This is a genomic window from Runella limosa DSM 17973 (genome assembly GCF_000482465.1).
GTDB lineage: Bacteria > Bacteroidota > Bacteroidia > Cytophagales > Spirosomataceae > Runella > Runella limosa.
In genome coordinates this window covers 27,638-53,581 of sequence record NZ_AXVJ01000058.1, presented here as the reverse complement: position 1 = coordinate 53,581, position 25,944 = coordinate 27,638, and the positions used below count along the sequence as shown (strand labels likewise).

Genomic DNA, 25,944 nt, shown 5'->3' with positions numbered 1-25,944 from the left:
ACACATTTAGCCGTTAAGGCGAGCAATTGTTTTTGTCATTTCTACCAAAAAACAACAAAACGAACAAATGTATGGATTCCCATTTATTTAAACACAACGTTTGGATTAGGATTATGAAAATTTCAGGTCTTCAGTTCTTGCTTGTGCTCTTATTTTTCAAAATAAGTTTTGCCCACGATAGCAAAGCGCAAGAGTTTTTGAACCGCCGCATTAGTTTTTCGGCCCAGAATCAAGATGCTGAAGTGATTATCAAACGCATTGAGAAACTAGCAAAAGTGCAATTTCTGTTTAGTCGAGAAGTTGTACAATCGAAGCGTAAAATCACTTATCAAGCCAATAATGAAGAGCTTTTTGGCGTATTAGAGCACATTTTGACCCCGCTCAACCTTACTTACGAAGTAGTAGGACAACAAATTTTGATCAAACGGCTGCCTGCGCCGTCCACACCCGCCCAAGAAAAATCTGCGGAAGCAGCGAGTGTCTCCGACATCAAGCTAATTGACATTGCAGGGCGTGTCACAGGAGACGATGGTCAAGGATTACCAGGCGTAAGCATTCAGGTAAAAGGGACGGTGAAAGGAACCAGTACCGATGCCAACGGCGACTATAAACTGTCACTTTCTGATGCCAACGGCGTGGTGTTGGTTTTTTCGTACGTCGGCTATGTTAGCAAAGAGGTAGCAGTAGGTGCGCAAAAAATCATCAACATTCGTTTAGAGGCCGACAACAAGACCCTCAATGAAGTGGTGGTAGTAGGTTACGGAACGCAGCGCAAAAGAGACATTACTGGCTCGGTGGTGTCCGTAAACGAAGCAACCTTGAAAGAAGTACCTGCTCCCAACCTTTTGAACCAGCTCAAAGGCCGTGCCGCGGGGGTTTCTATTGTGAGTAACGGCTCTACGCCTGGTAGTCAGGCAACGATTCGTATTCGCGGAAACCGCTCCCTTACGACGGGTAACGGTGACGGACTTGATGGCCCACTGGTAGTAGTAGATGGGATTCCGTTTGGAGGATTGAATGACATTAATCCAGACGATATTGCTAATCTTGAAATCTTGAAAGACGCATCGGCAACGGCTATTTATGGCTCAAGAGGAGCTGGAGGGGTAATCTTGGTTACTACAAAAAGAGGGAAAACGGGCAAGCCAGTGTTGACGTATGATGGTTACCACGGCGTGACAAACATCATGGGCAAATACAACGTCATGAACGGCGAGCAGTACGCCAAATTCAAAGAGCAATCGGCGGCACTGAACACCCAAGGTGCAGGGACAACGGCCTATCCACTTACAGAAGAAGAAAAGGCCAACCTCGCCGCAGGCGTTTCTACCAATTGGCAAGACTTATTGTACAAACAGGGCTTTAACACAAGTCACCAACTTGGCTTGCAGGGTGGCGTAGAAAATACCCAATACAGCTTGGGCCTTGGTTATTTTAATGAAACGGGTATTATGCCGAATCAAAATTTTCAGCGTATGAATATCCGTGCTACCATAGATCAAAAAATTGGCAAGCGAGTGAAAATAGGTTTAAATACGCTCAACACCCTTACGTACCGAAATGATCCTGCGGGTGGGGGCGTTCCGACGGAGTTGGTGCGTTTATCGCCACTCATCAAACCCTACAATGATGACGGCACAGTACTTCTGAACCCTAAACGCGGAACCATTGAGGCACAGGCAGTAAGCCCACTTACCCTCATTTCTCGCGGCAACGATATTCTTTCGAGAGAGCGTGCCATCAGAACATTCAATAGTTTGTACGCCGAAGTCAACATTTTGGATGGCCTTCGGTATCGGTTCAACGTTGGTTTGAACTACAGCCAGACTGGTTTTAATGGCTACGGCCCGCCAAATACATTCGTCAATACAGGCGTTGACCAAAGTGTGTCAAGCGCCGAAATTAGAAATACGGAGTATTGGGACGTAAATATGCAGCATTTGCTGTATTATGATAAAACCATTGGAAAACATAGAATAGGCTTGACTGGGCTCTATGAATATACCAAAAATCACTCGCTGGGTAGTCGATTCACGGTAAGGGGAGTTCCTGCTGATTACATTAAAACTGCCAATTTTGCGCTGGCTTCTGGAACGCCCGTTGCACCTACAGACTTCGGCAATTCCTTTTCAGAAACGGGTCTGCTTTCTTACATGGCCCGATTGAACTATACGTTCAATGATAAATACACCTTGACGGCAACGTTCCGTAGAGATGGTTCATCGACCTTGTCTCCCGCTAATCAATACTTCAATTACCCCGCCATTGGTTTAAGCTGGAATGTCATCGAAGAGCCATTTATGAAGGATTTAGCCGTTTTCTCTAACTTAAAATTGAGAGGTGGTTGGGGTATTTCGGGCAACCGTAACGTGGGTGCTTATGCTACGTTAGGAGCACTTTCAACGGGTTACTACAACTTTGGAACAACAACCGCAGGTCAAGTGCTTGCTTATACCGTTACCAGTCTTCCAGCGGCTAATTTGGGTTGGCAATCGACGGCTCAGACAGATGTTGGTTTAGAAATTGGTTTGTTTAACAACCGCATAACGGGCACATTTGACGTGTATTTCCAAAAAACGAAAGACATTTTGCTTTCGGTCAACCTGCCAGAAAGTAACGGTGCCAACTCTACCCTGAAAAACTTAGGAAGAACCGAAGGAAAGGGGTTTGAATCTTCGTTAACGTTTGATATTTTCAGAAATAAGGGTGGGTTTAATTGGAGCGCTGATGTGACCTATTTCTTTAACCGTGAAAAAATCACGCAGCTTACCACACCGACCGAGTTAGACAACAAAGGAAACTTCTGGTTTGTTGGACAACCGCTGACCGTCATTTACGACTACAATAAGATTGGTATCTGGCAACAAGCGGATTTGGATAATGGCACGTTGAAAAAACAAACGTCGCCAGTACAGATTCCAGGTGAAATCAGAGTAGAAGACGTTGATAACAATGGGGTGATTGATGCCAATGACCGCAAGATTATTGGCAATTTTCAACCAAAATGGGAAGGTGGCCTAACCAACAGATTCAACTACAAAGGTTTTGACTTATCTATCGTTACCTTCGCCCGCATGGGAATGAAAGTAGTAGTGCCGTATTTATCAGGCACTTCGGGTGGTGGTTCTGGATTTGGATTCCTTAACCAAGGACGTTCTAACCAATTGGTGATGGATTACTGGACCCCAGAAAACCCAACCAATGCTTTCCCTCGACCAGATGCAGGGGGTGGTGTGCGTAACTTTACTTCTACTACTTCGTACCAAGACGGTTCTTTCATCAAAATGAGAAGTATCAACTTAGGTTATACTGTCAGTGGAAAAGCCCTCACCAGATTGGGGATTTCTTCTGCTCGCATTTACCTAAACGCTACGAACCCTTTCATCATTTACTCGCCACTGGTAAAAGCCAAATTGGCGGTTGACCCTGAAGGAAACGGTTATGGGAATACCATTCAAGGAGGCAATTTCAACCGCTTTGTGACGGTCAACTTAAACAATCCTCCAGTTCGTCAATATACGATGGGTTTAAATCTTAAATTTTAATTCAAGATGAAAAAGATACATAGTTCAATCCTTGCTTTTACCTTACTATTCTGCTTGAGTTGCGGGAAAATATTGGAAGAGCATCCGCAATCGCAAATTGTCCCCTCTTACTTTAATAGTTCTGCTGGGGTACTGGGTGGGATTGCTGGCGTATATAATCTAATCCGAAACCAATGGGGCACCGAAGGGTTTTCTTCCGAAATGCAGGCTGGTACCGACGAATTTATTCAGGGTGCCAGCAGTGGTGGCGGTCCGATACATACCTACAACGGTCTCAATAGTACCAATTTCGGCTCGGCTTGGGGGACGTCTTTTGTGGCAATCAATACCATCAACGGTGTATTGAAATATGGACAGAGTATTGACCTGCCAGAAGCAACAAAAAAACAATATTTAGCACAGGCCAAGTTTTTGAGAGCTTTCTGGTATTTTTATTTGGTGCAAACATGGGGAGATGTTCCGTTGAGTACTGAATTTATTACGGTTCCATCACAAAGTGCCAAAAGAGACCCCGCAACAGAGGTATATAAGTTGATTATTCAAGACTTAACCGAGGCCGCTGCTGCTTTGCCCGATAAGCCAACCGCTCCATTCTTAGGAAAGGCTGCGACCAAACCTGTGGCTTTATTTTTCTTGGCAAAAGCCTACCTGACCCGTGGTTGGCTGACAAATTCGCAGGCAGATTTTGCGGAAGCAGCAAAAATTTCGAATGATCTTATTGCCGCGAAGGGAACCTATGGTTTAGACCTTTGGCAGGATTTTGGCGATGCTTTTGTGCCTGCAAACGACTATGGGAAAGAAACAATGTTTGTTAGCGATCACTCAAATGATGCTAAGTTTGGTTATTATACCGTAGGAGGTGGAGCCAGTGGTGGGGATGCTCAAAACCTTACGCCTTGGTTTACCAACTGGAATTATCCGAACAACAGCGGACTCAATTCTTTTGTAAATGCTTCTGGAGTATTGGTAAACTCTGGCACCTCAGGCATGATCCGTGATTCATACTATGGCCGCCCATACGCCCGTATTCGCCCAAACAGTGTGAAACAAACAGCGGGAGAAAGCACAGGCAAAAATTATTTTCTTGACCAAGCATTTGTCAAAAGAGATGTTGACTCAAGATTTGCCAATACATTCTACACGACGTACATTTCTAATACTGCGGTAACAAATACAGCGACAGCCGCTAATAACAAACGTGGTATTGGCTATACCATGCAAGTCGGTATTGATACCGCTGTGTGGATTACAGATTATGAAGTGGTAGGTGCTCCGCAATTTAACGGAACAAGACCCTTTAAAGGAATCATAGCTCCTCCGAGTACGTGGAATGCCAATTTGTATCCTGCTATTAAGAAACACATGGATCCGAGCCGTGGCACTAATTTCAACGACCCATCCACTCGCCCAGTTGTCATTACTCGATTTTCTGAAGTATATCTGATTGGCGCGGAAGCGTATTTGATGTCGGGTAATAAAGCCAAAGCGGCTGAATTGCTCAATGTCGTTCGTCAAAGAGCTGCTTATCGAAAGACCAACACGGCGGCGCAAAATACGGCGGCAGCAACTGCCATGGCGATTGCTGCCGATGATGTCACAATTGACTTTATCTTGGATGAAAGAAGCAGAGAGTTTTTTGGTGAATGGATGAGATACCACGACTTAGTTCGAACCAAAACCTTGGTAAGACGTATAAAAGCTTGGAATAGTGAGGCGGGGCCGTATGTAAAAGATTTTCATGTTTTACGGCCAATACCTCAATCGCAAATAGACCGTACGGTGGAAGGGCCTAAATTTCCGCAAAATCCTGGTTATTAGGTCAAAGCAATGTTAGCCGCTATCCAATAGTTGCTTAAAATGTTCTAACTCCAGCCTTTAGGCTGGGGTTATCGACTAAAACAGTGATGCGGGGCTTTAGCCCTGACTTTTTGTAGGTATTTGTGCTAAAATAAAAGTAGAGAAATAGGATAATAGATAGATGGAACGACTGAGATGTAAGTGGCATTTGCCGCTTACATCTTTTAATGTCAATTATTTTCTGTGTTTTTTATTAGAAAAATATAGCATTTTGTCTTTAGTAGTTATAAGGTAATTCTACCTTTTGCCTCTTTTTTTGTTTAAAAATGTGTAAAAATGACACGTTTATGCAAAAGTGATAATAGGTTGGAATAGATAATATTAATTTTTTGTGGATAATTGATTGTTAATGAGAAAGTTATTTGTAATTTATTTGCTGTTTTTGCCCTATTGGGGCTTCTCTCAGGAAGCGAAAACCCTCAAACTCTGGTACAACAAACCCTCGGGGACGATTTGGGAAAATGCCTTGCCTATTGGTAACGGGCGTTTGGGGGGAATGGTCTATGGGAACGTTGGCCGCGAAACAATTCAGCTGAATGAGCACACCGTTTGGTCGGGAAGCCCTAACCGTAACGATAACCTTGACGCGTGGGCTTCGCTGCCCGAAATCCGCCAGCTGATTTTTGACGGTAAACAAAAAGCGGCCGAGCAGTTGGCCAACAAAACCATCATTACCAAAAAATCGCACGGGCAGATGTTTCAGCCCGTTGGTAGCCTGCACCTTACGTTCGACGGCCACGATAACTACACCAACTACTACCGCGACCTCGATATTGAGCGGGCGGTGGCTAAAACCAGTTACTCGGTCAACGGCGTTACCTACACGCGCGAACTATTTGCGTCATTGCCCGACCGTGTGTTGGTTGTGCAGCTGACAACGAGCCAGCCCAATGCGCTTTCGTTCCGCGCCTCGTACACAACGCCGCAGGCCAAACCCGTTATCAGCGCCAATGGCAACGAGCTGACCATCGCGGGCCCTACCTCTGACCACGAAGGGGTAAAAGGTTTGGTGAAGTACATGGGTATTGCAAAGCTCAAAACCAACGGCGGTACAGTAGCGGCCAACGATACCAGCTTGACTGTAAAAGGCGCTACGTCGGTTACGATTTATATTTCGATTGCGACCAATTTCGTCAACTATAAAGACGTTTCGGGCGATGAGAAAGCCCGTGCGTACAGTTATTTAAACAAAGCCTATCCCAAACCTTACGCTAGTTTGTTGGCCCAGCACGTTGCGGCCTACCAGCGTTATTTTAATCGGGTAAAACTTGACCTCAGCACCACGGAAGCCGCAAAGCTCCCGACCGATGAACGGCTTAGAAATTTCCGTTCAGTTAATGACCCTCAATTGGTTACGCTGTATTACCAATACGGTCGCTACCTGTTGATTTCGTCTTCACAGCCATCGGGCAACGGCGAATCGGGGCAGCCTGCCAACTTGCAGGGCATCTGGAATCACAAAATGCGTCCGCCGTGGGACAGTAAATATACCATCAACATCAATGCCCAGATGAACTACTGGCCTGCCGAGAAAACCAACCTGTCGGAGCTGCACGAACCGTTTTTGAAAATGGTAACGGAGTTGTCCGAAACAGGTCAGCAAACGGCGCGCGAAATGTACCATACCCGTGGCTGGATGGCGCACCACAATACCGACATCTGGCGGGCAACGGGTGCTATCGACGGCGCTTTCTGGGGAATGTGGCTCGGTGGCGGCGGATGGACTGCCCAGCATTTGTGGGAACATTATCTATACAGCGGTGATAAAACCTATCTGACAAAAATCTACCCCATTCTGAAAGGGGCGGCGCTTTTCTACGCTGATTTTCTGATTGAACATCCCAAATACAAATGGCTCGTAATCAACCCAGGTAGTTCGCCCGAAAATGCCCCGAAAGCCCACGATGGTTCGTCGCTGGATGCGGGTACGACGATGGACAACCAGATTGTGTTTGATGCCTTCAGTACGGTGATTCGGGCGACGGAAATCCTGAAAAAAGACGCCGCTTTTGCCGATACCCTTAAACAATTGCGCGGGCGACTGGCACCAATGCACGTAGGTCAGTACGGTCAGTTGCAGGAGTGGCTCGACGACGTGGATGACCCGAACGATCACCACCGCCACGTATCGCATCTGTACGGTTTGTTTCCATCCAACCAGATTTCTGCTTACCGCACGCCCGAGTTGTTCAATGCCTCTCGCACAACGCTTATTCACCGTGGCGACGTGTCAACGGGCTGGAGCATGGGCTGGAAAGTAAACTGGTGGGCAAAGTTGCAGGATGGTAACCATGCCTATGCCCTCATTCAGAATCAGTTAACCCCGCTAGGCGTCACCAAAGACGGCGGCGGAACCTATAATAACCTGTTTGATGCACACCCGCCGTTTCAGATTGACGGGAATTTTGGCTGTACGTCGGGCATTACCGAAATGTTCATGCAAAGCACCGACGGAGCAGTACACCTGCTGCCTGCCCTGCCTGATGTCTGGCCTACGGGTAGCGTGGGCGGTTTGCGGGCTATCGGCGGTTTTGAGGTGACAGACATGCAGTGGAAAGACGGCAAACTCGTCAAACTAACCATAAAATCGGCACTGGGCGGCAACCTGCGCGTTCGTACACCAAACGCCCTCAAACTCACCAACGGAAGTGGGCTCAAGCCTGCCGCTGGTGAGAATCCGAATATGTTCTATCTAACCCAAAAAACACCCGCACCTGTCCTTTCAGCGAAAGCCAGTTTGACCCCGCTTTCGTTGAAAGAAACAGTGCTGTATGATCTGCCGACGCAGGCAGGAAAAACGTACGTTTTTGTGGCGCAATAAGCTGATTAACAGAATATCTTAACTATACTATGTTGAAAACCGCACTTACCACCTTTTGTATTGCTTGTTTGGTAGCTTTTGGTTTTGTAGCTCAGGCTCAGAAAGTTACCCTGAATAATCCCATTTTGACGGGTTTTTATCCCGACCCGAGCATCGTCAAGGTCGGGCCTAATTATTACTCGGTTCATTCCACGTTTTCGTACTTTCCGGGGCTGCCCATCATGCACAGCCGCGACCTGAAAAACTGGAAACAAATCGGCAATGTCATCAGCCGTCCGTCGCAAATGGACTTTATGGGTGAGCGCATGACGCGCGGGTTGTTTGCCCCTGCCATTGCTTATTACAAAGGCGTTTATTACGTCACCTGTACGGATATTGACCACGATGGCAACTTTGTCGTGACGGCCACCAATCCAGCGGGGCCGTACAGCAACCCCGTGAAACTTCCGCAAGTCAGGGGCATCGACCCATCCATTTATTTTGACGAAGCTACCGATAAAGCCTATATCGTTTACAACAGCGATGCGCCTGATAATAAGCCGCTTTATCCGGGTCATCGCACCGTGCGAATGTATGAGTTTGATTACAAAAATTTAAAAACCGTCGGAGAACAAAAACAATTGATAAACGGTGGGGTGGACATTTCCAAAAAACCAGTTTGGATTGAAGGCCCGCACATTTTGAAACGCAACGATTGGTATATTCTTTACTGTGCCGAGGGCGGAACGTCCGTCAATCACTCGCAGGTGGCTTTGCGTAGCCGCGACGTTTGGGGGCCGTACGTGCCGTTTGAGGGCAACCCTGTCCTGACGCAGCGCGGTTTACCTGCCGACCGTCCGAATCCGATTACGTCGGCGGGGCACGCGCAGTTTATCGAAGGCCCTGATGGCAACTGGTACTCCATTTTTCTCGCGGTTCGTCCGTACGAAGGTGATTTTTACAACACAGGCCGCGAAATGTTCATTGCTCCGCTCACGTGGGTGAACGATTGGCCGATGATTGAGCACGGCGAAAAAGCCATTGAATACAAATACGCTACCAACATTAAAGAGGTAAAACAGAAAGGCGCGTTACCGCAAAACGGCAATTTTGCCTACACCATGACCTTTGACAAAGGGCTGGATTTATCGATGCTTTTCCTGAGAACGGTGGACAGCAGTTCGTTCAAGACGTCTAAGGCTAATGGCTTGACCTTCAAACTCAAACCTGAAACCATTTCGGAAGCAGGTAACCCGTCGTTTGTCGGAAAACGCCAGCAGCATTTGACGAGTACTGCCGAAACGGAAGTAAGTTTTTCACCCAAAACCGACAATGAAAAAGCGGGACTGGTTACGTTTCAGGACGAACGCCATTTCTACTTTTTGGCCAAATCAATAAGCAACGGCAAAGCGGTTGTGCAGCTTTTTAAGAGCAAAGACAAGACGGTTGAGTTAGTGACCGAACTACCCTTGGAGGCTTCTGTGGCCAAGGTGTTTTTCAAAATTCAGTCAGAAGGCGCGCTTTACAGTTTTTACTACTCGACCGACGGAAAGAACTGGAAACTGGTAAAAGATCAGGTGGACGGTAAGTTCCTGAGTACGAAAGTGGCCAACAGTTTTATTGGTTGTGTGTATGGGTTGTATGCTACGTCGTCGGGCGAAAAATCAGACAACTCAGCCTCGTTTAAATTCCTGAAATACAGCGGCAATGATGCTGTCTTGAAATAAATCTGTGACCCTTGGAAAGGTTCAAAACCTTTCCAAGGATTAAATACAGCGGAATGATGCCGTATTGAAATAAATCTGTGACCCTTAGAAAGGTCTCAAACCTTTCCAAGGATTCTAATAAAGCTTCTGTTTTGAAACCTTTCCTTGCCCATATTGCCGCCCTTTTTCTATGCAGCGTTTCAGCGCTGGCGCAGATGCAACCGTTTACCCTTCAGGAGGTAAAGGTGACCAGCGGTGCCTTCAAAAACGCGCAGGACGTTGACCTCAGGTACATTCTGTCGCTGAACCCTGACAAACTGCTGGCACCGTACCTCATCGACGCGGGCTTGCCCCTGAAAGCCGAACGCTACGGCAACTGGGAAAGCTCAGGACTGGACGGTCACATCGGCGGGCACTACCTGTCGGCACTGGCCATGATGTACGCTTCGACAGGCAATGCCGAACTGAAAAAGCGACTCGACTACATGATCGACCAATTGGCTCAGTGCCAGGCGAAAAACGGGAATGGGTACGTAGGTGGGATTCCGCAGGGAAAAGTATTTTGGGAGCGGATTCACAAAGGTGATATCGACGGTAGCAGTTTTGGATTGAACAACACATGGGTGCCGCTCTACAACATTCATAAGCTGTTTGCAGGCTTACGGGATTCCTACGAATTTGCAGGAAATCAGCAGGCTAAACAGGTATTGGTTGGTTTGGGGAATTGGTTTGTCGAACTCATACAGCCGCTTTCGGACGACCAGATTCAACAAATTCTCCGCACCGAACACGGGGGGATGAACGAAGTTTTTGCCGACTTGTATATCCTGACAAAAGAGAAAAAATACCTTGAAACGGCCCAGCGGATTTCGCACCGCGCGATTCTGAATCCACTACTACAAAAACAGGATAAACTGACGGGGCTGCACGCCAACACGCAGATTCCGAAAGTGATTGGTTTTGAGAAGATTGCGCAATTGACGGGGAATGCAGACTGGTCGGAAGCGGCGCGTTTTTTCTGGCAGAATGTTTCCCAAACCCGCAGCGTTGCCTTTGGCGGAAACAGCGTGCGCGAGCATTTCAACCCAACCACGGATTTCAGCTCGATGCTAAAATCGAATCAGGGCCCCGAAACCTGCAATTCGTTTAACATGCTGCGACTGAGTAAAGCCCTGTTTCTGGATAAAAACGACCCGACTTATCTTGACTTTTACGAACGGATGCTCTACAACCATATCCTGTCGAGTCAACATCCGCAAAAGGGTGGTTTTGTGTATTTTACGCCCATTCGTCCCAATCACTACCGCGTCTATTCGCAGCCCGAAACCAGCATGTGGTGTTGCGTAGGTTCGGGTATCGAAAATCATACAAAATACGGCGAACTGATTTACAGCCATTCGGCCAATGACCTGTTTGTTAACCTGTTTATTCCTTCCACGTTAAACTGGAAAGAAAAGAACATTCAGCTAACCCAAAGTACGGAGTTTCCGTACAAAAACCAGACAGAACTGGTACTGAAAATCGCTAAATCACAGACGTTTACCTTGCAAATCCGTTCTCCGAAATGGGCGAAAAATGTTGAGGTTTTGGTCAATGGGCAACCGCATCCTGTTAACACCCAGCCCTCGCATTACATCGGTATCCAGCGAAAATGGAAAACGGGTGATAGAGTAGCGGTGCGTTTTACGACTTCCACGCATCTGGAATACCTGCCCGACCAGTCCAACTGGGCGGCGTTTGTGCATGGCCCGATTGTGCTCGCGGCCAAAACCTCCACCGCCGATTTGGTGGGCCTTTTTGCCGACGACAGCCGCATGGGGCACGAAACCAAAGGAAAACTGTACCCTATCGACAAAGCATATACGTTGATTGGCAATACCGATTCTTATCTTTCAAAGATAAAACCATCTGGTAATCTGACCTTTACCCTCGACTCGCTGACGCTGCAACCGTTCTACGAAATCCACGATGCGCGTTACCAAATGTATTTCCAGACCTTTACGCAGGCCGATTTTGACGCTCAAAAAGCAACCCGACGTCAGCAGGAAGCGGAGGCGCTTGCCCTCGAAGCCCGCACTGTTGACAAGGTGAATTGCGGCGAACAACAACCTGAAGTGGATCATGCGTACAAAGGCGAAAAAAGCGACTCGGGCTACGACGACGACGGCCGTTTCTGGCGCAATACCCGTTCGTACATTTCCTATCAATTACAGAACAAAGGATTGGCGGGCAAAACGCTCGACATTCATTTTTCGGGAAATCTGAAAATGGAGGATGTGGGTATTTTTATCAATGATCAAGCGGCGGAAGTACTCGCAGTAAAAGACAAAGTGATTACAGTAAAAACCGATGATAAAGAGCTTGTTAAGCTAAAAATTACGTCCGAAAACGGCAGGCCGACGCCACGGTTTTTTCAGATTAGATTGGTGAAGTAGAGGTTGTAGTTTGCGTCTGAGACGCACTACCTTTTAATACAGTGTAAACTAAATAGCTTTATTTTTTTACCCGCAGAAAGCCGCAGAATTAAAAACGCTGATTTTCGCTGAAAAAGGGTTTTATAGTGTCATTAATCTGCGCCATCTGCGACTTTCAATCGGCGTCAATCTGCGGGTAATAGTTAAAGTAACTTAGCTTACAGTGTATTTAATGTCCCGAATCTGAATTTGGGACAAGCTGTAACAAGCTATAAATAGCAAAAAAATAACGAGATAAATCGTAAACTAAATTGTGTCACATTAACACGGACTATTGTTATAAGCGTATGTTAAAATGTAATTTTTATAGTCTTTTTAAGGTAATTCTCGGGCTTTTGCTGACCACACAGGCATTTGCTCAGAAAGCCCGCAACCCCATCATCTATGCCGATGTGCCAGATTTGGCCATGATTCGGGTCGGGAATACCTACTACATGAGCAGCACCACCATGCACATGAGTCCGGGGCTGCCCATCATGAAATCGAACGATTTGGTCAACTGGCAGATGGTTGGCTATGTGTATGACACGCTGGCCAATGTCCCTTCCCTGAACCTTACCGATGGCAAAGGGACGTACGGACGCGGCTCGTGGGCAAGTAGTTTGCGCTATCACAAAGGCACCTACTATGTCACAACCTTTGCCCAGACGACGGGTAAAACCTATATCTGGTCAACGAAAAATATCGAAAAAGGGCCGTGGAAAATGGCTTCGTTTAAACCTTCCTACCACGACCATACGCTGTTTTTTGACGAAAACGATAAGGCGTATTTAATCTACGGCGCGGGAAAACTCAAGCTGGTTGAACTGAACGACGACCTTACGGGGGTTCGGGAAGGGACTACCGAAACGGTGGTGATTGAAAATGCAAGTCTGCCTGCGGGCAACAACATCATGCTGGGGGCGGAAGGCTCACAGTTGTTTAAACACAATGGCAAATACTACCTCTTCAATATCTGCTGGCCACGGGGCGGGATGCGGACCGTGATTATCCACCGCGCTGATAAAATCACGGGGCCGTGGGAAGGGCGTGTCGGGTTGCAGGACTTGGGCGTGGCGCAGGGCGGCCTGATTGATACCCCCGACGGCCGTTGGTTTGCCTATCTCTTCCGCGACTTTGGCGGTGTCGGACGGATTCCGTATTGGGTACCTGTGAAATGGGAAGACGGCTGGCCTGTGCTGGGCGAAAACGGCAAAGTCCCCGAAACGCTTGATTTGCCTGCCAATAAGTCATTGATTCCCAACATTGTTGCTTCCGACGACTTTACCCGCAAAAAAGGTGAAGCGGCCTTGCCGTTGGTTTGGCAGTGGAACCACAACCCCGACAATGCCCTTTGGTCGGTGACCGAGCGTAAGGGTTTTTTACGGTTAAAAACGGGACGGATTGATACGTCGTTTGTACTCGCCCGCAATACCCTGACGCAGCGCACTTTCGGCCCTGAGTCGGCGGGGTCGGCTGCGCTGGATGTCTCCAACATGAAGGAGGGCGATTTTGCGGGACTGGGTTTGTTACAAAAGAACTTTGGTTTGGTGGGGGTGAAGGTGGCCAATGGCAGCAAATCCATTGTGATGGTCAGTGCCAATACGGGCAAACCCATTGAAATCGAGCGCGTTCCGTTGGCCAAAACGACGGTGTATCTCAAGGCCGAATGCGATTTCAAAAACCGCGCCGACATTGCCCATTTCTTTTACAGCCTCGACGGTAAAACGTGGACCAAAACCGGGGAGCCGCTGAAAATGCCGTACACGATTCCGCATTTTATGGGCTACCGTTTCGGACTGTTCAACTACGCCACCCAAACCACGGGCGGTTTTGCCGATTTTGATTATTTCCGAATGGAGGACAAAATTTCTCCGAAATAGTAACCTTCGTGTTCATCGTGCCATCCTTTGAGTTCTTTGTGGTTAAACCCCTATAACTTACTAATAATGAAACGCTTACTTTTGTTTTTAACCTTTTCTGTCGTTGGATTCATTCGCGCCCACGCCCAGGACCCCAACTTCCACATTTACCTCTGCATCGGGCAGTCGAACATGGAAGGCCCGGCCCGCATTGAACCTCAGGACACCACCGTGGATAGCCGACTGCGCTTACTGGCCGCCATCGATTGCCCTGAACTGGGGCGCATCAAAGGCAACTGGTACACCGCCAAACCGCCGCTTTGCCGCTGTAATACCCGCCTTTCGCCCGCTGATTATTTTGGGAGAACAATGGTGGCCAATCTGCCGCAAAACGTCAAAGTAGGTTTGGTACACGTGGCCGTGGCAGGGAGTAAAATTGAGATTTTTGATAAAAAAGACTATAAAATGTACCTCGATACCTCGGCCAAAGAAAGGCCGTGGATGATTAATATGGCCAACCAATACGGCGGCAATCCGTACGAACGATTGGTCGAAATGGCGCGTTTGGCGCAAAAAGCGGGCGTTATCAAAGGCATTTTGCTGCATCAGGGTGAATCCAACACGGGCGATAAAGAATGGCCGATGAAGGTCAAAAAAATCTACGATGATTTGCTGACCGACCTGAATTTACCCGCCAACTCAGTGCCGTTGCTGGCGGGCGAACTGGTCAATGCCGATCAGGGAGGTAAATGTGCCAGCATGAACCCCATCATTGCGACCTTGCCGCAGGTGATTCCGAAAGCTCTTGTGGTTTCGTCCAAAGGACTACCCGCCGTGCCTGATAAACTGCATTTCAGCAGTGAAGGCATCCGCATTTTTGGTAAGCGCTACGCTGAGGTTTTGCTACAAATCTCAAAATAAAACCTAACTACCCTTAACCAATCAGATAAACAATGAAACCCCTTACATTCTTTACAAAAATTGGCTTGCTACTGCTGATTCTTATCCCGTTTGCAGGGTTGGCCCAGCCCCCGCGCGGCCCGTTTGTGATTTCCCCCAAAGTAAACCCTGACAAAACCGTCACGTTTTCGTACTTAGCACCAAACGCCAAAACGGTGCTGTTGGGCGGAAGTCAGTTCGGGCAAGCTGATGTACCGTTGACCAAAAATGCCGAAGGGGTTTGGTCAGTCACGGTTGGCCCCGTCAAACCTGATATTTACCCGTACAGCTTTAAAGTCGATGGCGTGACCGTGATGGATCCTGCCAACGTTGCTTTCTTTCCCAATGAGCGTTTCAAGGCCAGTCTGGTCGAAATCCCGTCGGATGAACCTGCCATTTATGCACTCAAAAATGTACCGCATGGCTCCATTACTTATGAATATTACCCCTCGGTCGAAGGCTCAACGGGGACGGTAGTCGTCTATACCCCAGCGGGCTACACCAAAGAAACCGCCAAAAAATACCCCGTCTATTACCTTATCAGTGGCACGACCGATACCGAAGAAACCTTCTGGAAAGTGGGTAAAGTCAACCTGATGCTGGACAATATGATTGCGGCGGGCACAGCCAAACCCATGATTGTGGTGATGCCTTACGGGAATCCGCTGGCGAAAATTGCCGAACAAACGGGCAAAGACAAACCCGCCGATGTGATGTCCCGCGACGGAGACGATGCCCTGCGCCGCATGAAACTGTTTGAAACCGACTTGGTTTCGCACGTCATTCCGTATATTGAAAAGAACTACCGAACCATTAACAATCGTGACAACCGCGCCATTGGCGGCTTCTCACGCGGGGGCGGACAGACATTGCGGACGGCGTTCAACAACGTCGATAAATTTGCGTACGTGTGCAGTTATGCCTCTTACATTGCACCCGCCGAAATGGACAAAAGCTTTACCAACATTACCTCAAATCCTGCCAAAACCAACAAGGATTTCAAGCTGCTTTGGTCAGGCATCGGAACCGACGACTTCTTGTACAAAGGCACGGTCGAGTTTGAAGATTACCTGAAAACCAAGAAGATAAACTTCAAAAGTTACGTCACCGACGGCGGTCACACGTGGATGAATGTGAAGAAGTACCTCAACGAGACATTGCCTGTTTTGTTCAAATAAAGCCTATCTCAACCCTTATGATGGTGAAAAACCGCATTTTATCAACCTTCATGGCTTCGGCGCTGTCCATCGGACTCTGCCATGCCCAAATTGCCGAAGATTTCAAACCGTCCAGCCTCAACCAACCGGGTCAGGAATATCCGATGGTTAATTCTCAGGGCTATGCCCGTTTCAAAATCGTAGCTCCTGCCGCCGACAGCGTTCGGGTAAGTCTGGGGCTGGGCGGTAAGGGTGGTACAAAACTCGCCAAAACCGAAGATGGCTCGTGGATGGGCACCACCGAAGGCCCGATGGACGAGGGCTTTCACTACTACAACGTCAAAATTGACGGCGGGAAATTCAACGACCCGGGCACACTCAACTTCTACGGTTCGGTGCGTTGGGAAAGCGGCATTGAGATTCCTGCCAAGGATCAGGATTTTTATTCCCTCAAAAACGTACCCCATGGCAATGTGCAACAAATCCTTTTCCCGTCGCCTAGCACAGGCACTTCCCGTCGGGCTTTTGTCTATACACCTCCGGGCTATGAAAAAGGGAAAGGCAAATACCCTGTGTTGTATTTGCAGCACGGCTGGGGCGAAGACGAAACGGCGTGGATGAATCAGGGACGAGCCAATTTAATCATGGACAATCTGATTGCGGAAGGAAAAATCAAGCCGTTTATCATTGTCAACACCTACGGTATGACTAATGAAGTGAAGTTTGGCAAAATCCGTGAGTTTAAGATTGAACCTTTTCAAACTGTGCTGATTAATGAGTTGATTCCGTACGTGGATGCCAATTTTCGCACGTTGGCCAACAAAGACAAACGCGCCATGGCAGGCTTGTCGATGGGAGGCATGGAAACCAAAACCATTACCCTCAATAACCCCGAGGTGTTTGCGTATTATGGCCTGCTGAGTGGCGGTTTGTACGCCCCCGCCGACATCAAAGACAAGTCGAAAGTGAAGCTTATCTTCCTGAGCTGTGGCAGCAAAGAGCGCCCAGAAGGTGTCAAAAAATCGACCGAAGAACTCAAGGCGGCAGGGTTCAACGCTGTGGGTTACGTGTCAGAAGGCACCGCTCATGAATTTCAGACGTGGCGTCGGAGTTTGTATCAATTGGCACCGTTACTCTTTAAATAAAATACCTCTGCCTCATGATAAAATTACCTTTCCTAACGCTATTGCTGGCTGGGCTATCCTTTGTGGCCATTGCGCAGCAACCACGCCGCACACCCGAACAGGATAGCCTGATGGCGCGGATGCAGCGAAAGACTACGGCGGACCATCAACAAATGTTGAAGCAACTTGGAATCAGTGCATTGCGGCCTGGGCCGTCGGGTAATCCGTCGGCGCCCAATGCCGCCAATCGTGATGAATCGAAGGTGCCGCCTTATACATTGCCCGATCCCTTAGTGCTCAAAAACGGCAAAAAAGTAAAGTCGGCCAAAGAGTGGGTCGCTGTCAAACGTCCTGAATTAGTGGAAGATTTTGAACGGGAAATGTACGGTCGATTGCCCGCCACTCTTCCGAAAGTAAGCTGGCAGGTGGTTTCGGTGAAAGACACCACCGTGGGCAATCAACGCATTAAAGAAAAAACGCTGCGGGGTGTGGTGGACAATTCTGCCTATCCATCCATTAGTGTCAATATTGAACTGGTGCTGGCAACCCCCAAAACTGCATCGGGACCCGTACCCGTGGTGATGGAATTTGGTTTTATCCGTTCTCCGTTCGGCAACAATGCGCCCGTTCAACCCATCGGATTAGGATCGGCGGGCGAACCGACGTGGAAAGAGCAGCTGATTTCCCGAGGATGGGGGTACGCCATTATTGTTCCCTCCAGCATTCAGGCCGACAATGGTGCGGGTCTGACGGAAGGTATCATTGGTTTATGCAACAAAGGGCAATTCCGCAAACCAGACGATTGGGGAGCATTACGGGCATGGGCGTGGGGAGCAAGCCGTGCCGTTGACTATTTCGAAACAGACAAAGATGTTGACACCAAACGGATTGCGATTGAAGGCCTGTCGCGCTACGGAAAAGCTACTGCCGTCGCTATGGCTTTTGAGCCCCGTTTCTCGCTGGCGTTTATCGGCTCATCAGGGGCGGGCGGTGCCAAAATCTTACGCCGAATCTTTGGCGAGCAAGCCGAAAACCTGGCTGGTTCGGGCGAATACCATTGGTTTTGCGGTAATTTCGTGAAGTATGCAGGACCGCTCACCCCGCAGGATATGCCCGTCGATGGTCACTCGCTCGTGGCCTTGTGTGCGCCGCGCCCTGTTTTTATCAGTTCGGGCTCACCGCAGGTGGAAGGGCAGTGGGTCGATGCCAAAGGAATGTTTCTGGCGGGTGTCCATGCGGGGCCTGTTTACAAACTATTTGGTAAAAAAGACCTTGGCACTTCCGAATTTCCCCGCCTCGGTACTCCGCTGATTGACGGAGAAATAGCCTTCCGTCAACACGCAGGCGGACACAGTACTGGTCCCAACTGGAGTACGTGGATAGCCTGGGCCTGTCGCTATTGGGGCGATTGTAAATACTACGAATGATTAAATCCTGCTAAGTTCGTTTAAAATTTTACCCGCAGATTGGCGCAGATTGAGAGCCGCAGACAAGCGCAGATAGCACCATTAAAATCCTTTTCAGCGAAAATCTGCGTTTGTATTGTTCAACGGTCTTCTGCGGGCGAAAAAAGAAAATTGTTTACTTAACAATGTGTTCATTATGAAGCATTTATCGTATTTTATTTTTTCACTTTTTGGCTTTGTGGGCAGTTTGCAAGCCCAACCCACCGACAAGGAAATGCCCAAAGGTTTTGATCAGGTCAGAACGGGCATTGCCATGGGTAAACTGGACACCGTAAAATACGAATCCAAAACGGTTGGTAGTACCCGTAAAACGCTCATTTACACGCCGCCCAATTTTAACAAAAAAACAAAGTATCCCGTGTTGTACCTGTTGCACGGCATTGGCGGGGACGAAAAAGAATGGCTCAAAGGCGGCAATCCGCAGGTGATTCTGGACAACCTGTATGCCGATGGCAAACTCGCGCCCATGATTGTGGTGATGCCCAATGGCCGTGCCATGAAAGACGACCGCGCGGTGGGCAATATCTTTGACAAAGACAAGGTAGAAGCCTTTGCGACCTTTGAAAAAGACCTGCTCAACGACCTGATTCCGTTTGTCGAAAAGAAATATCCGACACTTACCGACCGCGAAAACCGTGCCATTGCGGGCTTGTCGATGGGAGGGGGGCAATCGCTGAACTTTGGGTTGGGTAATCTGGACAAATTCGCTTGGGTGGGCGGGTTTTCCTCAGCGCCCAACACCAAAGTTCCGCAAGAATTAGTCCCGAATCCTGAAGACGCCAAGCAAAAACTGAAGTTGCTCTGGATTTCGTGCGGCGATGCTGACGGGTTGATTACGTTCAGCAAACGTACCCACGATTATTTATACCAGAACAGCGTGCCGCACATCTACTACCTCGAAGCGGGCGGCCACGATTTTAAGGTGTGGAAAAACGGGTTGTTTATGTTCTCACAGTTTCTGTTCAAACCTGTCGATGCGGCGTCGTTTCCTTCGTATTCGGTGCTGGGAACGCCTGCGGCTACCAACATCCGCAACGGGAAATACCCGCAGATTCTGCCCGATAACCGCGTTGTTTTTCGCGTAAAAGCTCCTCAGGCGCAGAAAGTTCAGGTGGATTTGGGTAAAAAGTATGACATGGTAAAAGACACCGCAGGCTTTTGGAACGTAACCACCGATGTCATCAGCCGTGGGTTTCATTATTACTCGCTCATCATCGACGGTGTGGCCCTTGCTGACCCCGCCAGCGAAACCTTTTACGGCATGGGACGCATGGCGAGCGGCATCGAAATTCCGTACGAAGGCAGCGGATTTTATACGCTCAAAGATGTGCCGCACGGCGATATTCGGGTCAAAAAGTACTATTCTAAAGTTACCAATTCGTTGCGGGAAATGTACGTGTATGCGCCTCCAGGTTACGACAAGTCTTTTGAAAAATACCCCGTTATGTACCTCCTCCATGGTGGTGGCGAAGACCAGCGCGGCTGGGCAACGCAGGGGCGTACGGACGTTATTTTGGACAACCTCATCGCCGAAAATAAAGCCAAACCTATGCTGATTGTGATGGTGGACGGCAACTTTTACGGCAACGGCGGCGGCGTGGCAGGCTTTGGGATGCAGCAGCTAAACCAGTTTGAAAACGAGCTCAAAAACGCGGTAATCCCGTTTGTGGAAGCTAATTTCCGCACCTTGACCGACGCTAAAAACCGCGCATTAGCTGGTCTGTCAATGGGTGGTTTGCAAACGCTTCACGCTGGGGTTCGCAACTCCGACTTGTTTGGGTACCTCGGTGTATTTAGCTCAGGCTGGTGGTCAAATAATGCTAAACTGTCTGATCCTCAGTACGAATTCATGCAAGCCAATAAGGACAAAATCAACGCTAACATCAAACAATTCTGGATTTCGCAAGGAGGTAAAGAAGACATTGCCCACGCCAACTGCCAGATTATGATGAAGAAGTTTGATGACATGGGTATCAAGTACCAGTACAGCGAATACGCGGGTGGGCATACGTGGCCCGTGTGGCGGCATGATCTGTTCGGATTTTCTCAGTTGTTGTTTAAGTAGATGATCAAGATTGTGATAGGTCTAATATTAATAGCATTGACACTTTAACCCCATGCCTTTAGGCTGGGGGGAGTGAACAAGAAGAATTAGTAGGGCTTTAGCCCTGAATTTTATATAGCAAAGTGCTAAAATTCAGTACACTGTTAGCTAAGTTTTTTAAGTTTTACCCGCAGATTGACGCTGATTGAAAGTCGCAGATGACGCTAATTAATGACAATATAAAGCCCTTTTCTGCGAAAATCTGCGTTTGTTTTGTTCTGCGGGCTTCTGCGGGTAAAAATTGAAACTAGTTAATTAACAATGTATTCAGGGCTAAAGCCCCACATTAGTTTTGATTATTTATAGCCCCCAGCCTAAAGGCATGGGGTTAGAACAGTAGCTCTTTAATCCAATCTAATTTTACTTAATTATCTCAAATAAATGTTTCATTCAAAACCCCCAATCAGTACAATGAAAACCTTGTTTTTTTCTCTGATTTTATCAATCGCCAGCTTTGTAGCCATGGCGCAAAACCCGATTGACGGCAACTGGAAAGGTAGCCGCGAAACGCCCAACGGTACGTTTGAAGTCAACTATACCTTCAAGGTAGAAGGTGATAAATTGACTGGCACGTGGAAAACGCAATTTGGCGAAGCCAAAATTGAAGAAGGCAAAGTAGAAGGCAAAAAAATCTCTTATTCCATCTCATTCAACGACCGCAAGATGAGCTACACAGGCGAGTTGGTTTCTGAAAAAGAGCTGGTCGTAAAAAGTGAGCGCGGTGAGATGAAGCTTGCCAAGCAGTAGATATTTATTCATTAACCCAATAATCAAATGTTTTCAAAAAAAAGCGCGAAGGCTGTAAGTACGGCCATTCTGATGGCGGGAGCGACCACTGGTTTTGCCCAATCCATACCGTCGTTGAAAGATACCTTTAAAAACGATTTTGGCATCGGGACGGCCTTGAACAACGGCCAGATTGAGGAGCGTGACCCTGCGATGACCCAATTGATTGTGAGTCAGTTTAACATGGCAACCCCCGAAAACGTCATGAAATCGGCGCTAATTCATCCCAAATGGGATACCTACGATTTTGTCGTGCCCGATAAACTGGTTGCTTTTGGAAAAAAACACAACATCAAAATCAACGGTCATACCTTGGTTTGGCACAGTCAGCTGCCGTCGTTTATTCGTGGTATTCACAGCAAAGACTCCATTCAAACGTTTTTTAACGACCACATCAAAACCGTGGCAGGTCGCTACAAAGACAATATCTTTTCGTGGGATGTGGTGAACGAAGCCTTGAACGAAGACGGAACTTTGCGCAAAACTGTTTTCCTAGATTATCTGGGTGAAGGCTACATTGCCGAAGCTTTCCGCCTCACGCAGCAGGCCGCGCCAAACGTGGAGTTGTACTACAACGACTACAACAACGAACAACCTGCCAAACGCGCGGGCTGTATTGAGCTTATCAAGAAAGTACAAGCTTCGGGTGCGCGCATCGACGGCGTGGGGATTCAGGGACACTGGCACGTAGGGCGAGTACCGTTTAAAGACATCGAAGAAAGCATTTTGCAGTATTCGGCGCTGGGGCTGAAAGTGATGTTTACCGAACTGGACATTGAAGTGCTTCCCCGCAACTTTCAGGGAGCCGATGTCAGCCAGCGCATGGCCAGCAATCCCAGTCTAAATCCTTACACGGCTGGTTTGCCCGACGAAGTTCAGAAGCAGTTAGCCGCCGATTATGAAGCGCTATTCAAATTGTTTTTGAAGCATAAAGACAAAGTAACCCGCGTGACATTGTGGGGTGTTAACGACGCAAACAGCTGGCTCAACGGTTGGCCTGTGCGTGGTCGTACCAATTACCCGTTGCTTTTTGACCGTAATAACCAGCCCAAACCTGCGTTTTATTCGGTCGTAGCGCTGAAAAAGTAGTAAAAGTTTTACAATAGGTGGTTTTGGGTTCGTATCTAAAACCTAAACCACTTATTGTAATAAGACATATTTAGGGCTACTTTTATTTGCTATAAGATTGGTTTTAGGTAGATTTAGGTATATTTGATTCTTTTCTCAAATGAGGTGAGATGAAAATGAAAAACTATATAAAGCTACTTTTCTTCTTTGTAATTGCGTTTTATGGCTTTCCTAAGCAGGGAGTTTCTCAAGAAATTGTTTTGTCGGAAGACCAAAAGATTCCTAAAAACATTACTTCTTCCATTGAAATTTTAAAGGATTCGACGGGCAAACTGACGTTGGAACAAGTGGCCGCGATGAACTTCAAGAAGTCGCCCAAAGACCACATTGTTTTTCCCTATTCTGATGATGTATTCTGGGTGCGATTTTCCCTAAAAAATACCAATGCCGCCAATAAAGACTGGATTTTGGTATGGACAAACCCTTTGGTGGAGCAGTTGGATATTTATATTTCGGATACGACGGGGCAAAAATTTTCGCACAAACGACAGAAAATTTTAACGGTTGAGAAAGAGAAAAAACTCATCGACCAAGACCCAACCTTTACCGTTGACCTTAGCCCCAACCAACGCAAAAACATCTATGTCAAAGTAACCAGCAAACGCGGTCACTACATGACTTTGCGGCTACATTCAGAAAAAACATACTATAAGTCAAAACTGGAGAGTTTTGCAGGGCAAAGTTTCTTCAACGGTTTGGTTATTTTTCGTTTGTTTTTGGTACTTACGCTTAGTTTGTTCATCATCAACAATTTTGCCTTTAGGCTATATTCGCTACATACCGTCATCAAAACATTTGCCTTTTGGGGGTATCTCAATATCGCTGGCCCATGGTTTACGGACGACCCCGACGTTGCTAAAAAAATTGATTTTTTGTTCTATAATTCCGTGACTTTAGGCGGCGGGATTTTTGTCTATTTTACCCAAGTCAGGGGGAAGTTTTCAAAAATTCATACCATCATTGCCATGACCATTATTTTGCTGACCATCTTCGAGAGTATCATTGTTTTCGTTGATTATCAGTGGTATTGGCTCAAGTTGGGGGTGTATAGCATCATCATTTCGGCAACGTATTTTTCTGGTTTGTACCTCTATTCCATCGTTAAGAAAATCGCTATTGAAAAATACTACGCCATTCCTTTTATTTTGGGGATGATCAGCTACGCCCTGCTTTACATTCGGTTGTTGGGCTGGATTGAATACGAACCCGTGTATTCGATTGCGTATTTGTTGTTTTTGGGAGAAATTTTCGTTTTTGTCATTTTCTTAGGCGGGATTTTTCGTTCTGCGGAGCAAAAACTCAATTTCAGCATCGAGCAAAACAGCCGTTTGAAGGAACTAGACAACCTCAAAACCAGCTTCTTCGCCAACATTTCCCACGAATTTCGGACGCCCCTGACGCTGATTTTGTCGCCCCTCAAAGACCTGCGGCGAGAGTTTCCAGAGCGGGATATTTTTCGCGTAATGCAGCAAAACGCCGAACGATTGTTAGCGCTTATCAATCAATTGTTGGATTTGAGCAAACTGGAGGCTGGAAAAATGGACATGCAGTTGCAAAGAAGCGACCTAGCCCAGTTCCTAAACTATTTGTTTGCTTCCTTTGAATCGCTTGGGCAAAACAAGAAAATTCTTTTTCAGTACGAGCAAAGTCAGTTGAATTATGTAGCTGATTTTGACCAAGATAAGATTGAAAAAGTTGTGACCAACCTCCTCTCGAACGCGTTTAAGTTCACGCCTCCTAATGGACGAGTACAGGTACGGGTTGATTACCAAAAAACGCAGCTACTCCTGAAAGTACAAGACTTTGGTATCGGGATTGACCCACAGCGTTTGCCACGCATATTCGACCGTTTTTACCAAGCCGACAGTGGCGATAACCGTACGTACGAAGGAACGGGCATTGGGCTGGCGTTGGTGAAAGAGTTGGTACAAGTGATGAAAGGAAGCATCAATGTAGAAAGTAAAGTAGGCGAAGGCTCTATTTTTACGGTGATGTTGCCCATGTTGGAAGAGAGTGAAGCACCCAAAGGTCAGGTGGTTGTACCCATAAATATGCCAAAGGAACAAGCGCTTTTGGTAGAAGAATTGCCAATGGAAAACCCCATCAATGATGGCAAAGAGGTGCTGTTGATTGTGGAAGATAACCCCGAACTGCGGGCGTACATACGGGAAATTTTTGCCCCCCATTACGATTTATTAGAGGCAAGCGACGGACAAGAAGGGCTGGAAAAAGCGATTGAAGAACTTCCCGATGTTGTCATCTGTGATTTGATGATGCCCCGACTCGACGGTTTTGGTTTTTGCAAAGCCATGAAAAATAATGAGCTCACCAACCATATTCCGATAATAATGCTGACGGCCAAAGCGACCCTAACCGACCGCTTGGAAGGCTTGGAACTTGGCGCTGACGATTATTTGTCAAAGCCCTTTGATCGGGAAGAGTTGCAGGTGAGGGTTCGGAATTTGATAAAACAACGTCAGGTTTTACTTCAAAAATATACGAAAAACAAGGCGTCCGAACTGGCTCAGAAAAGCCAAGTGGAGGAAGAAACAGCGCTTAAAAATCGCATCAACGATGAGCAATTTATGCAACACTGCCACGAAGTACTCATGCAGCATTTGGGAGAAAGCGGCTTTGATGTGGAGCGTTTTGCGGAGGCGATGAACGTTTCTGCGGTGCAGCTTCGCCGCAAGCTGAAAGCCAGTACGGGACAGGGAGTGATTGAATATTTGCGAAATTTTAGACTTGAAAAAGCCGCCGAAATGCTCGCCAATAAGACCGAAACTGTGTCGGAAGTTGCCTACAAAGTGGGCTTTGAAAGCCTGTCGTATTTTTCAAAAATGTTTTTTGAAAAATACGAAAAAAGTCCTTCTGATTGGTCATAAACGGTATTTTGTTCAAAATGAGTTAAAGAAAGTCAAAAATGAGTTAATAAAAATTGAAAGCTCCGCTGAGGGGCTTTTTTTATTGTTCAAAATGAGTTAAAGAAAGTCCATTTTGTGATAACACTTGCATCC

The 25,944-nt window shown here is 47.3% G+C and carries 14 protein-coding genes; all 14 read left to right on the top strand.

Annotation, left to right across the window (positions count from 1 at the left end):
• Positions 1-71: 71 nt before the first annotated feature.
• The 14 genes from K339_RS0106580 (at position 72) to K339_RS35790 (ending at position 25,812) form a co-directional block, all read left to right on the top strand.
• Complete coding sequence (locus K339_RS0106580; protein WP_028522905.1) at positions 72-3,545, top strand: TonB-dependent receptor; 3,474 nt, start codon at positions 72-74, stop codon at positions 3,543-3,545.
• A gap of 6 nt (positions 3,546-3,551) precedes the next feature.
• Positions 3,552-5,363, top strand: a complete 1,812-nt coding sequence (locus K339_RS0106575) for a RagB/SusD family nutrient uptake outer membrane protein (RefSeq protein WP_028522904.1) — start codon at positions 3,552-3,554, stop codon at positions 5,361-5,363.
• 388 nt (positions 5,364-5,751) lie between these two features.
• Positions 5,752-8,223, top strand: coding sequence for a glycoside hydrolase family 95 protein (locus tag K339_RS0106570; protein ID WP_028522903.1), 2,472 nt, complete (start codon positions 5,752-5,754; stop codon positions 8,221-8,223).
• A 29-nt stretch (positions 8,224-8,252) separates the two neighbouring features.
• Positions 8,253-9,929, top strand: a complete 1,677-nt coding sequence (locus tag K339_RS0106565) for a glycoside hydrolase family 43 protein (RefSeq protein ID WP_028522902.1) — start codon at positions 8,253-8,255, stop codon at positions 9,927-9,929.
• Positions 9,930-10,060: 131 nt separating this feature from the next.
• Positions 10,061-12,343, top strand: a complete 2,283-nt coding sequence (locus tag K339_RS0106560; RefSeq protein WP_028522901.1) for a glycoside hydrolase family 127 protein — start codon at positions 10,061-10,063, stop codon at positions 12,341-12,343.
• A 326-nt stretch (positions 12,344-12,669) separates the two neighbouring features.
• Complete coding sequence (locus K339_RS0106555) at positions 12,670-14,244, top strand: glycoside hydrolase family 43 protein (protein WP_028522900.1); 1,575 nt, start codon at positions 12,670-12,672, stop codon at positions 14,242-14,244.
• A 66-nt stretch (positions 14,245-14,310) separates the two neighbouring features.
• Entirely contained in the window at positions 14,311-15,144 is an 834-nt protein-coding gene (locus tag K339_RS0106550) for a sialate O-acetylesterase (RefSeq protein WP_028522899.1), read from the top strand.
• A gap of 32 nt (positions 15,145-15,176) precedes the next feature.
• Complete coding sequence (locus tag K339_RS0106545) at positions 15,177-16,340, top strand: esterase (protein WP_028522898.1); 1,164 nt, start codon at positions 15,177-15,179, stop codon at positions 16,338-16,340.
• 50 nt (positions 16,341-16,390) lie between these two features.
• Positions 16,391-17,464 (top strand): alpha/beta hydrolase-fold protein, encoded by a 1,074-nt coding sequence (locus K339_RS0106540; RefSeq protein ID WP_229598705.1) that lies wholly within the window; start codon positions 16,391-16,393, stop codon positions 17,462-17,464.
• A gap of 14 nt (positions 17,465-17,478) precedes the next feature.
• Positions 17,479-18,870 carry a glucuronyl esterase domain-containing protein gene (locus K339_RS0106535; protein ID WP_028522896.1) on the top strand — a complete coding sequence of 464 codons (1,392 nt, stop codon included), beginning with the start codon at positions 17,479-17,481 and terminating at the stop codon, positions 18,868-18,870.
• A 175-nt stretch (positions 18,871-19,045) separates the two neighbouring features.
• Positions 19,046-20,974: an alpha/beta hydrolase-fold protein gene (locus tag K339_RS0106530; RefSeq protein WP_028522895.1), complete on the top strand. Its 1,929-nt coding sequence runs from the start codon at positions 19,046-19,048 to the stop codon at positions 20,972-20,974.
• 450 nt (positions 20,975-21,424) lie between these two features.
• The gene (locus K339_RS0106525) at positions 21,425-21,760 is read left to right on the top strand and encodes a hypothetical protein (RefSeq protein ID WP_028522894.1); all 336 of its coding nucleotides are present in this window, start codon (positions 21,425-21,427) and stop codon (positions 21,758-21,760) included.
• 27 nt (positions 21,761-21,787) lie between these two features.
• Positions 21,788-22,888 carry an endo-1,4-beta-xylanase gene (locus tag K339_RS0106520; RefSeq protein WP_028522893.1) on the top strand — a complete coding sequence of 367 codons (1,101 nt, stop codon included), beginning with the start codon at positions 21,788-21,790 and terminating at the stop codon, positions 22,886-22,888.
• A gap of 155 nt (positions 22,889-23,043) precedes the next feature.
• Positions 23,044-25,812 (top strand): ATP-binding protein, encoded by a 2,769-nt coding sequence (locus K339_RS35790; protein WP_169731822.1) that lies wholly within the window; start codon positions 23,044-23,046, stop codon positions 25,810-25,812.
• Positions 25,813-25,944 lie beyond the last annotated feature (132 nt).